This is a genomic window from Okeania sp. SIO2C9 (assembly GCF_010672455.1).
GTDB lineage: Bacteria > Cyanobacteriota > Cyanobacteriia > Cyanobacteriales > Microcoleaceae > Okeania.
Genome location: NZ_JAAHGO010000128.1, coordinates 1 through 15,748, shown reverse-complemented (window position 1 = coordinate 15,748; position 15,748 = coordinate 1). Strand labels below are relative to the sequence as shown.

Below are 15,748 nucleotides of genomic sequence, written 5' to 3'. Positions count from 1 at the left end.
GGTCTCGGACGCGCTAGTCCTTTAAGGATTAGCTTTGCGGCTCATCTGCCTTTACCGTTACGGTAATGCCATACTATTATTAGAGATGTTCAGTGATGAATAGATTTGATAAGGTTAAATGTTGCACTAGGTCAAAAAGACATTGCCTTGTACCCTAGCTATGGCCAGGAGCTGTAGTGGTGAAGAATAATTGCTTCATCCTTAAGATAGTTAATCTTTTAACTTATATATATTTTATTTATGTTTTGAGCTGGTTGATCATCTCAACCTACAACCTTCGTCCCACAAAAGATTACCAGTCCATATCTACAGAAAGGTTGATAGTAATTTTTTTCTGTCCTGGAGGAACTGCTGTAATACAAGCGCAAATAGTTTGACCACCATCAATTTCAACTTCACAAGCATGACAAGAACCCATTAAACAACCTGTAGGAATAGTTACTCCAGCACGTTCAGCAACATCTAAAATAGGTTCTCCTGACTCTGCCTCAACAGTAACATTATCTGGCAAGAAAAGTATTTCCATAATTAAGCAATAATTATTTGATTAACTGTTAGCTTATAGTGAATTTTAATCAGTAAATTTTAGTTAAATATCAACTTTAAATTTAAGTGACTATTAACTTTATCTGTAACTGAATCTAACATTATTTCTCTTTGTTCTCTATAGTTAGCAACACCAGTCGGCAGACCTTCGAGACCTCGTTTTTTACGCAAGAGATTTAACCAGGAACGACGCCAAGGACTATTATCAAAAATTCCATGTAAATAGTTACCCCAGACAGACTGATTATTATTAATAAATCCCAAATCATGATCGTTAAATAAAGGATTTACCATATCTGGTTTTGTAATTTTGGTTCTACCTTGATGAATTTCATAACCGATTACTGGTAAATTAGCTAGAGGATAATTAGCAATAACTTGTCGCTGACGAGAAATTTTTTGAGAAGCAATTACAGTTCTGATTGGTAGTAGTCCTAGTCCTTGATATTCTCCCCTTTTTCCTTCTAAACCATAACCATCAATTAAAACTTCACCAAGCATCTGAAAACCACCACAAATTCCCATAACTGTACCCCCAGCAGCTTGGTAATTCTTGAGAGCTGTTGCCATGCCACTTTTTTGTAATATTAATAAATCGCTAATAGTAGTTTTAGAACCAGGAATAATTACTGCATCAGGATAACCTAAATCATCATTAGGATTGAGATATTTAATCTTGACACTAGACTCTGCATCTAAAGGATCAAAATCAGTAAAATTAGAAATTCTTGGTAATTTAATAATTGCAATTGTAATCTCAGTATTAGATTTAATAGAACGTTGCTCTAAAAGACTTAAAGAGTCTTCGGCAGGAAAGACTTCATCAATCCAGGGAATTACGCCAATTACAGGAATATTAGTTCTTTTTTCTAACCATTCAATACCTGAATCTAGAAGCGATCGCTGTCCTCTAAATTTATTAATTACAATCCCTTTAATTAAACTTCTTTCTTCTGGATCTAGCAGTTCTAGAGTACCAATAATATGAGCAAAAGCACCACCTCGATCTATATCAACTACTAAAATTGTAGTCGCATTCAAGTACTTGGCTACTCGCATATTAGTTAAATCTCGGTGCTTTAAATTAATTTCTGCTGGACTACCTGCTCCTTCACAGACTATAATGTCGAATTCCTGGGATAAAAGTTGTAAACATTCTTTAATAGCCTGCCAACCAATATTAAAATATTTCTGATAATAATCTATGGCTCCTACTGTATCTAATACTTTTCCTTTGAGGATAACTTGAGAAGTCATATTTCCTTGAGGTTTCAACAAAATAGGATTCATTTCTACCGCAGGAGTAACACCTGCGGCCCAAGCTTGTACTGCTTGAGCATAGCCGATCTCTCCACCACTAGATGTGACATAAGAGTTCAAAGCCATATTTTGTCCTTTGAAGGGAGTCACTCTCCATCCACGACGGGATAAAATTCTACAGATAGCTGCAGTAATCAGAGATTTCCCAGCATGGGAGGTAGTTCCTACTACCATAATTGCTTTCATAACTGTTTGTGATTAGAGAATTATAATAAGATTTTTTTATTTGCAATTTAAAATATATAGTTTGCTGTAACTGGTAGTATTTGTTAGCCTACAAGCTTATATATTTTTAACAGCGTTGCTGAATAAATGTGCGGTCTTTATAGGTTTTAGGTTTTAGGTGTTAGGTCGTAGATGTTATACCAATTTTATGTGAAGTGGCACAGAATTATGAAATTTATTAACTTGTCTATCTCGAGCTACAGTCAACCCTGATCGAGATATTATTCTACGCAACTTTATATTCATTTGGTATAAACTCTTCAGAAGATAGAAAGGAATTTTTCTCATACCTTAGTTAGGAAAAATATATCTAATTTTTTACCCTTATTTTTGGCTCTAAATAATAGATTTTTAGGAGTTTCATACTTATAAATAATCAACACCCTTTTAACTTTCCGAATCAAGGAAAGAAAAAATTAACAGAAGAGGAAAAGTATATTAAGCCATCAGCACTTTTCTTGAAGTTAATAGTTTATATTCACACCTTAAGTATGCAATAACTTACTAATTATCACTTAGTTTTATAATATATAATTATCGAGTTGAGTTTTGACTAAAAAATTATTATCGAATTCTTCAAAACTTGAATATTTCTTGCCCATCTAAATAGGAAGTCGAAACCAACGATTAATTAAATTATAGAAGCGATCACTCACAGACGGTTGAGACCAACTTCCCTTTGGAGAATATTTTTTAACTAACTTATGGCCCAGAGGTGTGAGGCGAAAACCATCTGTAATACCCTGTCCATCAACTTCTCTCCTTAATACACCCACCTGAATGAGCCACATTAGATAATTTTCAGCAGCTAATTCTGATATAAGCGAACGAGTATAGGCATTTTTGAAGCCTGTCTCTGATGCTATTGATTTTAATTCCACACTTCTATCAGACATTGTAGCCAACAAGCTGATGTTAAACGGGCTACAACTAAGCGCTCTTTCCGCCCTTTTTTCAGTATGAGTAGGATATTGGAGTGATATTAAGTTTGCAGATTTTATGGAGGCCATTGTTATTATTTTTTTTACTCATTATACCATATAAGTAAGTTTTTTTTATCTTGTTCATAATACAAATAATATGACATTAAAATAAGCTATACAAATAATACTTTATTTTTTTTTACTAAGTAGTTTAGAAAACAATCTATAGGGTAAGTAATACTAAATTCGGTTTATAGACCCTCACAATTGTAAAAATGCGGAGATAGGGTGTGGGGGAAATAAGGAAGAGGTTTAATCTTAGATTATATAAAATATATTTGATAAGCGGATTTGGTATAAAAAGTTTTTCAAAGCACAAAATATCTTAAAATAGTAGAAAGAATACAAGGCCATGCTGTAAACTTATTTAAGGAGAAAACAAAATCTATGCCATTATCTGTTGGCACTAAAGCACCAGAATTCACTGTAAAAGATACCAACGGCAGCACCGTTTCCTTATCTGATTTTGCTGGTAAAACAGTTGTCCTATATTTTTATCCCAAAGATGATACTCCAGGTTGCACTAAAGAAGCTCAAAGCTTCCGAGACAACTATGCTGAATACCAAGGTAAAGATATGGTTGTTCTTGGTGTAAGCATGGATGATGAAGCTTCCCACAAAGCTTTCACTGAGAAATATGGTTTGCCTTTCCAACTATTGGCAGATGTTGATGGCGCTATCACGAAAGCTTATGATGTTGAAGGTGGTGGATATCCTAAGCGTGTAACCTATATCATTGACTCTACAGGGAACATTTCTCACGTCGATGAGAATGTGAAAACTGGTAGTCACGCTCAAGATATTTTAGAAGTTATCGGTACAAAATAATTATAGCAGGGAATAGGGAACAGGGAACAGGGAACAGGGAATAGGGAATAGGGAATAGTGGGAAAAACATTTCCCTGTCTAAGATTTATTATCAGTCTATGTCCTAAGCAACCCATTCTTTGCTATAGTTTGTACTAGACATCTGGTGATCATAAAAAATAAGATCAATTATCCCATAGAAACTATCAATTCTTTCCCCCTACTCCCTACTCCCTACTCCCTCTTTTCTGGAGATGTCTACTAACTTTCAATATCTAATAGATTTTCCGAAAAATACTTTTTTACTAATCACCTGTAGAATTATCTACAGGTTTATTTGTTGTATAGCAGGGAACAGGGAACAGGGAACAGGGAAAAGTGGCAAAAGCTTTTCTCTGTATCAGGTTCATCATCAACATACAACTAAAACTTAACAGATTCTGCTGTAGTGAGGTACACCCCGAAGTGGGCAAGATACTAAGCGAGCAAGATGCCCGCACTTGCATTCATTTAATTGTTAATCTCTGTACTTGATATACCACCGAATCTGCTGTAAGTCAAACATCAACTTGTTCCTTGCTATCGCAAATTTTAGTTTTAGAATAAATAGAAATTATGAGTACAGATACCCTCTCCTATCTTGGTCCGACCGAATTTCTAGTTAATCAAGCTACTGTTATTACAGGTAAATTTAATCCTGAACAAATCCATAGTATTGCTCTAGTAGCAGAAGATAAATATCCTTTGAATGTTACTAAAAATCCAGCTACAGGATTATGGCACGCAATTTTAGAATCAGGGTTTAATAGCTCAGGAAATCGTTGGTTGCGACTTAAAGGAACGGATATAAATAATAATTTAATTATTGAACAAACAATTAACATTACTGTTAATACTGAACCACATATTTACCCATCATTAACATTAATTACCCTCACGGAGACTGTCTTTCAAGAAAAATTAGAAAACCCAGATAATTTAACTACTGAAGAAAAAGCAAATCTATCAGTAGGTCAAACTTATCGACTCCTCAAATATCAGTTAGTAGATAACTATCTACAAGTTGAACTGGCAACTCCTATTCCACCCATTGGCAAATTTGGCTATTTTAATTCTCAGGAAGTACACTTATCTAAATGGGCAAAAATTCTCTACTTCCATCGGGATAATTTACCTAAAGCACCCCAGGATTTAGACTTACTATGGGTAAAACAAAGAACTCAAATTAAACTTAAACCGGAACCTTATTCCCAACTAGCACCAGACCAACAAATAGAACTTTTTCCGGGAGAAACTGATGTTATCCAAGGTTATGCAAGTGTAGAAGGTCATTTTCGAGTATCTTTAACTAAAGCGATACCAGGTTTTGGCGATACAGGATATATTGACCCAGAAAAGGTGGAAATCATTAAGCAGGGAGAGACAGTAAAATATAATCAAACAGCGATCGCTTTAAAGACTCTCAACAATACCATCATCAAAAAGCAACCAACAAACGAAGCATATTTAAAACCAAATGAAAAATTAATTCTGCAAAAAGGAATGGTTTATGGTGTCTCCAACTACACATACCAAAATAACCATACAAGAATTTTACTTACAGAAAACCTACATAACTTTGGTAACGAGGGGTACGTCTATCCAGATTTTGTGCAATTAACTGAAGCTAGTCAAGCTTTTGCGACTGCTGCCACACTCAAATTTTTAGGTCCTACAGAAGTTTTGGTGAATCAAAGCACAATTCTCCGGGGTACTTATGATCCTACTCAAGGAAAAACTGTAACAGTGACTGCGGAAGATAAATATCCATTGCCAGTGAATCTTGACTCAGAGTCTGGTTTATGGGAAGTCAAATTAAGTCGAGGATTTAATACTGCTGGAACACGGTGGTTACGTTTAAAAAGTATTGATAGTAAGGGAAAAGTTGTTGACAGTAAAGTAGTTAATATTTATGTAAGTTCAGAACCAATATCTGCTGGAAAAGATATTAAATTGAAAGTTGCCCAGGATACTTGGTTTAAATTATATCCTATAGATAGTTCCAAGCTTAACAATCAACAAAAAGTTAGCGTTAAAGCAGGAGAAATTTTTACTGTTGAAAAATATGGATTAGTTGATGGCAATTTGAAAGTGGTATTGAGTAATGGAATATCACCAATAGGAAATTTTGGCTATTTTTATGAACCCCATGTTGAAATGACAAAAGGTTCTAAACTTCTACTATTTGATTTTACCGATGTTCCAGATACTTATATCAGCGCTAAAATATTGGTAGTTCAAAAAACTTTTATTAAGGGTAGTACAGAAGATTCATCTCAACTTGATGATAATCAAAAAGCAGAATTATCTCTAGGTGAGACTTTGGCAATTACTGGTTATGCTTCCACTAAAGGGCATTTTCGCGTAACTCTGCTGGAGTCTCTTCCTGGTTTTGGTAAAGTAGGATATATATATTGGCAGCACATTAGAATCAAGAAACAAGAAGAAGAAATACTCTACGATCCTAATGCTATTACGATGACGGTTCGAGAAACTACCGTGATTAAAAAGCGACCTTTGTTTTCATTTTTGTTGGGTAGGTCAGAAAAAGTAACGTTACCTATCGGTCGAGTATACGGGGTGAATAGTTATGCTGTAGAGGGAAATCATCTCAAAGTTGCTTTAACCGAACAAATGGGGGAATTTGGTAATACTGGTTATGTGTTTCCTAGTTACTTTTTGTTTAAACGTGGGAATAAATCTTTTAATCCCATTCCGAATAAAATAGAACTGAATGTTCCCTATTTCTCTCAACGTGATAACCCTCGGTTTTATTGGTCTACTTGTAATGTGACATCGATCGCCATGATATTTGGTTATTATGGAGTGCGGTCTTATTGGGGTGGTCAGTTAGAAGATGAGTTGTTGGAATGGTGTTTTAATAATTATGGTCAGGGTTCAGAAACAGACCACAGTGTATTATCAGCTTTAATTCGTGCTTATGATTTTGAGACAAGTTTTAGCACTACCCGTGAGTGGTCTGAAATTAAAAATGAGTTGAATAACCGTCGTCCAGTAGTTGTGGCAGGGGACTTTACTGCTAGCGGTCATATTTTGACAGCGATCGGATATAACTACAAGGGTTATATTGTTAACGATCCTTGGGGGAATGCTTTAACTGGTTATTCTGATACTGAAGGTAGTCGCTTAATTTATCCTTATGATTACATGGATCGAGTTGCCGGTCCTAATGGAGGTGTTTGGGCGCATTTTATTCGGAAAAAGTAGGAGGGAGATGGGGAGATGGGGGGATGGGGAGATGGGGAGATGGGGAGATGGGGAGCTGTAAGAGGATGTTTGAAAAGTTGTTTAATAGTGAATTTTGCCCCCCTAGCCCCCCAATTTTGGGGGGAACAAGAATCTATTAGCTGGTAAAAGTTCCACAATTTTGGGGGATGCGCGGGGGCCCGTGATGTAGCAAATAAGACTTCTCAGACAACCTCTAAAAGTGTTGTTTCCTGCGGAAACGCTCTACGAACATAACAGTAAGGGGGAATGGCTATCCCCTCCCTGCAAGATTTTTGCTTGTGAAGATGTGGTTCATCAATATGAAAAGCGCTGTAAGGTTAGGAGATTAATAAAAGTTGAAACCCTTTTGTATTTATTCTCCCTGTTGCCTTTTACATAGCGCTATATTTTTGAACTATGCCGCTCTTCGTGACATACTCCCACCCTAACCCCAAAGGTATAGCGTGGGCTTCTCGCTTCATAGTCCTGCCATTGCATCGGACTCCACGAGCTTTAAGGACGGGATGCCCCGCCGCCCTTTTTGCAAATAAAAAAGCTGCTCACCTAGCCCCGCAATCAGATTTTACATTCCCAACGGATTACTAGGATGGATGGGATATAACCCCATACCTTATTTTATTTTCATGGTTCATCACTGGCGGTTGTTAACTCAAACCAGCTTGAGTCTATCATAACATAAAATTTGTAAATTAATGGCACATCGAGTCCCATTAATTTACTGTCGATTCATCCACCAAATTTTCAATTATGGTGTGAGGCTTCTCGACGCTCTAGCTAAAAGATATTGCAATTTAATCCGAATATTGTTTTTTGGACCGACAATAATTACAACTACATCCCCAAATTTTGGAGGACCAGTGAAAATTTTTGGGTCTCTCGAAAAACCAAAGCCTTCTTTGGGAATACCAAGGCCATTGAGATTGAAAACGCCATCGTCATTAATATCATGGAAAGCAGCAACGCCATAACTTCCTGGTTTCAAGTTCTCAAATGTAATTGCGGGAGTCCCTTCTTCTAGACCGACACACTTTACTTGCAAAGCGCGATCGCCGTCACTGGGAAATCCTTGACTGCCTGAAAAAAGACTGAGGCAAACTTGTCCATTTTGATTCTTCAGACCATCAATATTAACAGTCAAGTTACTATTGACTTTTAAGTTATTTTTTGCCAAGTTACTGTTTAATGTTGCTCTAGCCTTATCTGAAACGACCAGATTTCCCATAAAAGCCAACAGTAGAATACTGAAAAAAAATCGTTGCATTATATCTCCTAGGAATGGTCAAACTAGATTTTGTAATGATTTCAATAGGATTTTTCATTAATACTAATCCTATGACGAAAGCTCAGATCAGTCCAACTTTTGTATAATTGACCAAAAGCTCAGTGCCCATCAGATAAATTATCAAAATAATTGGGTTGCGCAACCCCGCCTTTTAAGGCGATCGGGTTTTTGGAGAGTTGCTCAAATCCCCGTTACAAAAATAACTTCTGACTTTGTTGAGACAGGCCCAATTAGAAGTCTTGTCTTCAACTCCAAAAGCTTCCATAAAAATTCCACAATCTAAGCAATCAATTACAAGGGTGATTAACTGTTGAATAAAAATTGTAGAAAGTAGTTGCTATTTGTAGAAAAGTGTTTTAATATTAAACAGGTAATAACTTAAGATGAATTATAGCGGGTGAATGCGACTTGTTGACAGACATATTATTAACCGAACACATAACTTTTGGCAGGTGTGTGATGAGTTAGCCTTTAAGTCAAAAAACTTGTATAATTTGGCTAATTATTACTGTCGTCAACATTTTTTCAGTACAGGTCATAGTCTGGATTTAACTAAACTGTACCACGCCACCAAAGATAGCGATGCCGGAGCGAGCATTACCAACTAAAGTATCAAAACAAATAATCAAATGCCTGGTTGCAACTTGGCGTGGTTATTTTCAAGCTATAAAAGAATGGTCAACACATCCAGGGAAGTTTTTAGGTAAACCAAAAATACCAAAGTATAAAAATAAAACTCAAGGCAGGAATGTAGTTATATACTCATGCATAATCAGTCTATAAAGCCCCTTTAAAAGATGGTATTTGTCACTTATCAATGAGTGAAATCAAAATACCTGTAGTTGTGGATACTGTAATCGAAGTGAGGATAGTACCTGCAACTGCCTGCTATATAATTGAAGTAGTGTATGAAAAAACAAATCAGCCACAAATACATTCAACATCTGTAGCTGGGATAGACTTAGGAATTGACAGTAAGGTAGCTCTATCTACAAATAAGCCTGGTGTCAAACCACTGCTGATTAATGGGAAGCCACTAAAAAGCGTCAATCAATTATATAATAAGCGTAAAGCTAAGTACCAAAGTCATCTCAAAGGCAACAGAAAAACTAGCCGTAAAATTGAGGCGTTAACCTATAACCGAAATCGTTTTGTCGAGAATTATCTGCATAACACCAGTAAGTTAGTGGTTGAGTATTTAACCACAAATAATATTGGTACTGTAGTCATAGGCAAAAATGATAACTGGAAACAAGGTGCAAATATCGGCAAAAAAAACAACCAAAATTTTACCCAAATACCTCACGGTAAGTTAATTGAACAGATAACTTATAAGTGTCAACTAGCAGGGGTAAAAGTCATTGAAACAGCAAGATTGTTACACAAGTAAAACATCTGCTATTGACCTAGAAGAACCAATATGCCATGAAAACTATGTAGGTAAACGAGTCAAGCGTGGCTTATTCAGAAGTGGAAAAGGTAAAGCGATCAATGCTGACGTTAATGGCAGTCTTCAAATATAAGATAAGAAATTCCCAGGAGCATTTACTGTTGAGGGAATAGTGAGCTGTGCCGTACAGCCAGTATTGGTTAATCCAATATCAAGATCAAAGCTGTAACGATTTTCTACAGTTTTTTTCGTACGGTTTGACCTTTTCCTATTCCCTCAAAAAAAAGGTTTTTTCATTAATGGATAATGGATAATTAGGGCTTGCTGATTAAATATCAAAGCATTGATAAATAATGGTTTTAGCTGTTTTAGGTTTAAAAAAGTGCGCCTGTTTTCGGTAAAGATTGCTCAAAAAACTAGCATTTTGTGCAAGAGTTGGGCAGAACAATTTTGGGACAAAACGCCCGCTCCTACCTCCTCTACATTCCCATTTCTCCTGTCTCCTGTCTCCTGTCTCCTGTCTCCTACAAAGAGCAAAAAGACTTTTTCAGCACACCCTAATTAATAATTACCTCTGGTTAAAACCGTTACGGAATTGAATATAAGGAATATTGTCTTTTTTTCCCCTTATAGCAGAAGAAAGAAGGAAGAGGGAAGAAGGAAGAAGGAAAAGTATTACGTTATCTGAGTTTTAAGCTTTTTATCTGTCCTAACCTTTGCTTCGACTGCTATAAAAGGGGAAGCTTCAAGGTGCGAATTATTTAATTATTAATTATTAATTATTAATTATTCGGTAATACAAAATCTGGTGATCATGCATTACATTTTCAAATTCCTTTCTAATATCAAATCCGGGGGAATTGAACATAAAAAAATTCTCCAATCGTCATAACTACGCTCATCTTTGTAATTCTTTCTCCTCTTGACTCGGTCCTTCCCCTCCTGGGAGGAGTTAGGGGTGGGTTTACTCCTGCTGACTTAACTATTCTATGGCTGTTTAACCGGATTTGATATAACCCTTCTGTCCGCAGCATAAGTGCCTTCTATTTTACCTTTATAATAAAGGTTCTTTCTAAACCGGATTTAGTATAAAATTCCTTTCTCAAATACAGTGGATTCCATCAGGGGTGAGGTACACTTATAGCGGGCAAGATGCCCACACTGTAGAAATTCCCTCGTTAATGTTTGTACTTCATATACGACCGAATCTGCTGTATATATAACATCTAAAACCTAAAACCTTCTTCAAGAATATTATGGAAGATTTAATAACAATAGAAACAGCAGCTAATTCAATTATCAACAATTCTACGAATAAACCTTCTCCAGATTCTGTTGTCTCTACACTTATTCAAATTGAAAAACAGTCAAAAAAACAAGACAAAAAGTACAATATTGAGCAATTATCAGGCAATTGGCAATTATGTTTTATTACTGGTACGAAAAAAACTAGAAAACGAGCAGGTATTGTTCTGGGAGCTGGACGTTATATTCCGAATTGGGTAAAAATTACACTCTCCTATTTTTCTCCTCTCAATACTTCTGAAACTCCTGAGCAAATAGAAATAGGTAGGGTAGAAAATACTGTGGAATTTGCTGGTTTGAAACTATCTCTTTCTGGTCCGACAAAATTTATAGACAAAAAAAATATTTTGGCGTTTGATTTTACAAAAATTACAGTCAAATTATTAGGAGTAAAACTCTATTCTGGATATATTAGAGGTGGTCAAGAAAGTGAAGATAAATTTGCGACCGAAAGTGTGGGAAAGCAAGCTTTTTTTGCTTACTTTTTGATTCAAGAAAAATTTATTGCTGCGAGAGGAAGAGGTGGGGGATTAGCTATCTGGGGAAAATTGGCAACCTAGAATTTCAACAATTAATTCAGAAGCAAGAAGGAAGAAGCAAGAAGCTTTTAGTTATGTACAACTGAAGAAGAAAGAAGGAAAAAGGAAGAAGGTTTTATATCAAATCCGGTTAATTCGGTATAAAAAAATGTTCCATCTTCAACTATTGCCAAATCTTTCTCGATCTCCCCCTCCTGGGACTATCCATTACCGAATAATTAATAATTAATAATTAATAATTAAATAATTCGCGCCTTGAAGCCTCTCCTTTTAAGGGGAAAAAAGCGGTCGATCTTCGTAGCTTCCCGAAGGGTGGGATGGCGAGGAGACCTCGCCATATCCAATCGACCAAGAAAAGAAATAATATCTCCTGATATTCAATTCCGTAACGGTTTTAACCAGAGGTAATTATCAACTATCAATTATCAATTATCCATTATCCATTAATGAACCACATCTTTCTTAAGATAAAGATTGACAAAATAGACGAGTTATGGGTTAGTCTTGGCTCGGCTTTTTCGGGATAAAAAATGTATTTTTCCATACTTTTTTTTGACAACTTCAGTAGTTTTACTTAGCTACTATGATTTTTTCTCCTTTCTCCCCTGCCCCTCCTTGGAGGGGTTAGGGGTGAGTCCCTATTTTCCCACACTCCCCACACTCTTCAACTAAGATTCCGTTGATAACTTTTGCCCAATTCTAGGTTCTTTACCAGCTAAAAGTCGTTCAATATTGCTGCGGTGACGCAAAATTACATACATACCACCAGCAATAGCAAATATTTCATAAGGCAGTGGCTGACCTGTGAAAAACATTAACCCAGAAACAGAAATAGCAGCAATGATAGAACTCAGAGAAACAATACGACTAATAGCTAAAAATACAGCAAATATAGAAAGTGTTCCTAGACCGACAACCCAAGACATTGCTAACAAAATACCCAAACTAGAAGCAACTGATTTGCCTCCCTTAAAACCAATCCAAATAGACTTAGTATGGCCGAATATAGCTATTAGTCCTGCTAAGATTACCATCCATTCTTTTGCTATATAAACATCAGGTATTCCAGCAGTAATAGTTAAGTTCTGAGCAAACAAAAGAGAGTAAATATAGCGGACTAGAGCGATCGCTAATACTCCTTTTAAAATATCAATAATTAACACAGCCAAAGCTGGCCATTTTCCAATAGTTCTTAATACATTTGTCGCACCTGTAGAACCCGAACCTTGTTCGCGAATATCGATTCCGTAGAACCAGGAACCTATCCAATAACCACTAGGAGTAGCACCCAATAAATAGGCAATAATTAATATTACTCCATTTAATAATAACCAGCTAATCATTAGAAATCTCCAAGAATAACAAATAAAATCAATTATCGTAGATAAATCATCAATTCTTTCTTTCTACTGCCTACCCTGTAGGGACGTTGCATGCAACGTCCCTACTCCCTCTATAATTTATTCTTCCTTCTTCCTTCTTTCTTCTTTCTTCTTCACTTCTTCCTTCTTCCTTCTTCCTTCTTCCATTTCAAAATCTATCTATTGAGTTTTGAAGTCCAGGTTCAGGAGCAAAGGCTAACCAAAGAGGAAACTGTAACATTGAGAGACTAATTTTATCCTCTGTATCATCAATTATAATGACAGGTAATTTTCCCTGTTTCACCAATCGGTCTGCTTTTTGGGCCAATACCTCTGGCTCTTCAAATAGAGCCACACCTCTATCTGGGCTAAAATCACGGCGGTCAATCCCTAGACAATCTTGTAAACCCCGTCGCCATTCACCTAAACGTTCCGGAGAATTAGCAAGTATCAGAGCGCGTACTCGTGTATCATACAAATCTCTTAATACAGAAACAATTGTCGAAGCAACCAAAATATTTTGCAAGCGACTACCCATAGTTCGTAGGGCACCACGACCACCCTGAGAAAAAAACCAGCTAGAAACTCTTTCTGCATGAATAGGTTCAAATGTACGCCGTAATTTCCAGGGCGGGCCATAATAATCTGGCATTTTCCGATATTCATCAAGAATTTGGCGAATTTGTCTAGCTTGCTCCTCAAAACCCATTTCCGCAAATTGGGGATTTTCAGCATTTCTGACAGACCGAGGAGAATTTTCCATAACAGAAGGCGTTGGAGGTTCCTGCATCTGTGGGGTTAATTCTAACTGTTCGGCAGCAAGAGCTAAATCTTGTAAACTTCCTACTAAATAATCTTTAAATCCCTGAATTCTAATTGCCAAATCCTGAGAAGCACCTGCAAAAGTAGTTCGCATCTCTTTCTGAATACGTTCTTTGCGACGTTCTAGTTTTTCGACTTCTACTTGCAATATTTGTCTACGGGACTCCAACTGATTCAAAGCTTCAGGTAGCAGACGCCCTATGGCCTCAGTTTGCGCCATTACTTCTTGCTGTAATTTGGCCTTGGTTTGTTGTAGAGTAGCTATTTCTTCCTTCAAATTTTCTTCTTGCTGTTGAAGGCCATTAACTGGTGGTGTTAATTCTGTTTCAATTTCTGCAACTGGGGGGGTTGTAGGTTCTTCTTTGATATTAGGAGTATCTGTAGAATTTTCTTCAACTAATGGGGGAGTTGTAGGTTCTTCCTTGATATTAGGAGTATCTGTAGAATTTTCTTCAACTAATGGAACATACTCTGCATCTATTGGTTGAGTCGTGGTAGACTTGTAAGGCTTGACACTTTGTTCATCTGTAGGAATAACTTGAGTCTCAATCTCTTCATCTAAATCCCAAGGTGAAGGAACTATTTCATTTATATTATCTGAAGTTGTTGTTGATTGGTCTTTTTGTTCTTCTGATTGTGTTTCGTCTGGGTACATAATGGAAAAAAATTATCAAGACTTTATGCTATTTTCATTCAGGGTTTTAAACTGAATGGTTTTCATTTTCTACTTTAAGCTTTTGTAGATATTGGCTCAAAGGGAACGATTCATTAATTTCAGCATTCAGCAGTCAGCTATCAGCTATTGTTTTTAGTTTTATATAAAAGCTTTACTAATTGATTCAGAATTAAATCTTACTACAAAAGCTGGCTTTAAAGTCTATATATTAAAATCCCCTCATCAGAGCTGAGAGCTGACAGCTAATAGCTGAATGCTTAGATAGAAATTTACTAAGCTTCTATTGAATTCTGATTTGAGGGTAAGTGTTTTTCTAGACAAATTTTCAGTGTTTTAGGGTCAAAAATAATTGGTAGAAAGTGAATGCTTTTAACTTCCCTAAAATAGAATAAAATTGGGATAGGAGACCAGAATATTTCCCAGTTTAGCCAATCTTGATAAGGAAAGCTTCGTATTAGTTTTTCTGAACGATATACTTCTAGGGTTGTATCAGTAAATTTGAGACGGATAGTTGCTGTTTGAAATAATAGAAATATACCAAATAGAGCGATCGCTAGACTTACCCATGGTTGCCAAAAGGCCAAAGGCAATGCACTAATTATTAGCACCAGAGGAATTTTATAATTAGGGGCAAGTTCGATAGTTTGTTTGGCTTCGGATGTAGAAATAGTAGTCATAGTTTTATTTTATTTGCTCAATACAATTATTTATTGTAAAAGGTAGTGATAGATAGTATAAAAATTTATCAGTTTCAACATCCTCAAAACTCAGAAAAATCTAATTTGCTTAAAATCATCAAAATTATCCTCCTAAAAATCAATTTAAAATGAATGTTTTTAGTTTTTCATTCACAAAGGCTTAGAGATAAGTGACTAATTTTGACTTTTAATTTACAAACAAAATAATAGTTAGCCTGCTCCTAGATTAACAGAAGAAAAGCAAAAATCAAGAATTTAAAAAACCTACTCCCCATCTCCCCATCTCCCCATCTCCCCATCTCCCAATCTCCCAATCTCCCCATCTCCCAATCTCCCAATCTCCCCATCTCCCAATCTCCCAATCTCCCAATCTCCCAATCTCCCAATCTCCCAATCTCCCAATCTCCCAATCTCCCAATCTCCCAATCTCCCAATCTCCCAATCTCCCCACCTCCCAATCTCCCAATCTCCACATCTCCCCATCTCCCCATCCCCCACGCACCCCA

The 15,748-nt window shown here is 36.3% G+C and carries 14 protein-coding genes and 1 pseudogene; 7 read left to right on the top strand and 8 right to left on the bottom strand.

The window, feature by feature from the left end; all coding sequences use genetic code 11:
• Positions 1-292: 292 nt before the first annotated feature.
• The 3 genes from F6K23_RS38195 to F6K23_RS38185 all read right to left on the bottom strand — a co-directional run bounded on the left by F6K23_RS38195 (position 293) and on the right by F6K23_RS38185 (position 3,101).
• Entirely contained in the window at positions 293-526 is a 234-nt protein-coding gene (locus tag F6K23_RS38195; protein ID WP_293166081.1) for a 2Fe-2S iron-sulfur cluster binding domain-containing protein, read from the bottom strand.
• A gap of 59 nt (positions 527-585) precedes the next feature.
• Entirely contained in the window at positions 586-2,052 is a 1,467-nt protein-coding gene (gene cobQ / locus F6K23_RS38190; RefSeq protein ID WP_293166079.1) for a cobyric acid synthase CobQ, read from the bottom strand.
• 641 nt (positions 2,053-2,693) lie between these two features.
• On the bottom strand, positions 2,694-3,101 hold the full coding sequence (locus F6K23_RS38185) for an Npun_F0494 family protein (protein WP_293166077.1): 408 nt from the start codon (positions 3,099-3,101) through the stop codon (positions 2,694-2,696).
• A gap of 360 nt (positions 3,102-3,461) precedes the next feature.
• Here F6K23_RS38185 and F6K23_RS38180 point away from each other — a divergent pair, with 360 nt between their 5' ends.
• The 3 genes from F6K23_RS38180 (at position 3,462) to F6K23_RS38170 (ending at position 7,295) form a co-directional block, all read left to right on the top strand.
• On the top strand, positions 3,462-3,902 hold the full coding sequence (locus F6K23_RS38180; protein WP_293069220.1) for a peroxiredoxin: 441 nt from the start codon (positions 3,462-3,464) through the stop codon (positions 3,900-3,902).
• 594 nt (positions 3,903-4,496) lie between these two features.
• On the top strand, positions 4,497-7,148 hold the full coding sequence (locus F6K23_RS38175) for a C39 family peptidase (RefSeq protein ID WP_293166075.1): 2,652 nt from the start codon (positions 4,497-4,499) through the stop codon (positions 7,146-7,148).
• Between the two features lie 15 nt (positions 7,149-7,163).
• Positions 7,164-7,295: a hypothetical protein gene (locus F6K23_RS38170; RefSeq protein ID WP_293166073.1), complete on the top strand. Its 132-nt coding sequence runs from the start codon at positions 7,164-7,166 to the stop codon at positions 7,293-7,295.
• Positions 7,296-7,914: 619 nt separating this feature from the next.
• Here F6K23_RS38170 and F6K23_RS38165 read toward each other — a convergent pair.
• Entirely contained in the window at positions 7,915-8,430 is a 516-nt protein-coding gene (locus F6K23_RS38165) for a DUF2141 domain-containing protein (RefSeq protein WP_293166071.1), read from the bottom strand.
• Between the two features lie 422 nt (positions 8,431-8,852).
• Here F6K23_RS38165 and F6K23_RS38160 point away from each other — a divergent pair, with 422 nt between their 5' ends.
• From F6K23_RS38160 to F6K23_RS38145, 4 genes are all read left to right on the top strand, one after another.
• Entirely contained in the window at positions 8,853-9,059 is a 207-nt protein-coding gene (locus F6K23_RS38160; protein ID WP_293166069.1) for a hypothetical protein, read from the top strand.
• Between the two features lie 209 nt (positions 9,060-9,268).
• Entirely contained in the window at positions 9,269-9,841 is a 573-nt protein-coding gene (locus F6K23_RS38155; RefSeq protein ID WP_293166067.1) for a transposase, read from the top strand.
• Positions 9,813-9,974: a hypothetical protein gene (locus tag F6K23_RS38150; protein ID WP_293166065.1), complete on the top strand. Its 162-nt coding sequence runs from the start codon at positions 9,813-9,815 to the stop codon at positions 9,972-9,974. Before F6K23_RS38155 ends, F6K23_RS38150 begins: the two co-directional genes overlap by 29 nt.
• A 1,123-nt stretch (positions 9,975-11,097) precedes the next feature.
• Positions 11,098-11,706 (top strand): hypothetical protein, encoded by a 609-nt coding sequence (locus F6K23_RS38145; protein WP_293166063.1) that lies wholly within the window; start codon positions 11,098-11,100, stop codon positions 11,704-11,706.
• Between the two features lie 647 nt (positions 11,707-12,353).
• On the opposite strand, the gene plsY is transcribed toward F6K23_RS38145, so the two are convergent.
• The 4 genes and pseudogenes from plsY to F6K23_RS38125 form a co-directional block, all read right to left on the bottom strand.
• Entirely contained in the window at positions 12,354-13,028 is a 675-nt protein-coding gene (gene plsY, locus F6K23_RS38140) for a glycerol-3-phosphate 1-O-acyltransferase PlsY (protein WP_293166061.1), read from the bottom strand.
• Between the two features lie 187 nt (positions 13,029-13,215).
• A complete protein-coding gene (locus F6K23_RS38135; RefSeq protein WP_293166059.1) occupies positions 13,216-14,523 on the bottom strand; it encodes a DUF3086 domain-containing protein in 1,308 nt (435 codons plus the stop codon).
• A 293-nt stretch (positions 14,524-14,816) separates the two neighbouring features.
• Complete coding sequence (locus F6K23_RS38130; RefSeq protein ID WP_293166057.1) at positions 14,817-15,221, bottom strand: DUF3119 family protein; 405 nt, start codon at positions 15,219-15,221, stop codon at positions 14,817-14,819.
• Between the two features lie 268 nt (positions 15,222-15,489).
• A pseudogene (locus tag F6K23_RS38125) lies at positions 15,490-15,748 on the bottom strand (hypothetical protein); the annotation flags it as partial.